General features: G+C 61.8%; 1 pseudogene (only partly in view). It reads right to left on the bottom strand.

From position 1 onward, the window contains the following. A pseudogene (locus tag ACFE99_RS01050) lies at nucleotides 1-403 on the bottom strand (TetR/AcrR family transcriptional regulator) (it extends past both window edges: 208 nt to the left, 189 nt to the right).

Below are 403 nucleotides of genomic sequence, written 5' to 3'. Positions count from 1 at the left end.
CCGAGCCGCAATACGTGGTCTGTTTCCTCGGGACGTTCGACGATTTCCTGAAGTTCCGTTAGGACATGTCCGAACAGAAACGCGAACAACGCACGGTACACATGCAGCGCGTCAATGCCGTCGAAGCCGGCCCGAGTCAGCAGCGCAACGACGTCTTCGAGATTCTTTAGGATCCCACGCGGCCGCATCCCGAGGGGTGTCGAGAGCGGTCGGGTGACCAAGAGCGGCACCACATTTGGGTGTGCACGCGCTAAATCGCGGAAGTCGTGGGCGAGGGTCCGCAGAGCCGCGACCCAGCCCGGGCTTGTCGTGTCTACCGACAACTGCTCGAAGACCAGCTCGACTACCCCGTCGAGAACGGCGGCCTTGTTGGGCACATGCCGGTAGAGCACCATCGGATCAC

It is taken from the genome of uncultured Mycobacterium sp. (genome assembly GCF_964249325.1).
In the GTDB taxonomy this organism is placed as follows: Bacteria; Actinomycetota; Actinomycetes; order Mycobacteriales; family Mycobacteriaceae; genus Mycobacterium.
This window is presented reverse-complemented; position numbering and strand designations above follow the sequence as displayed.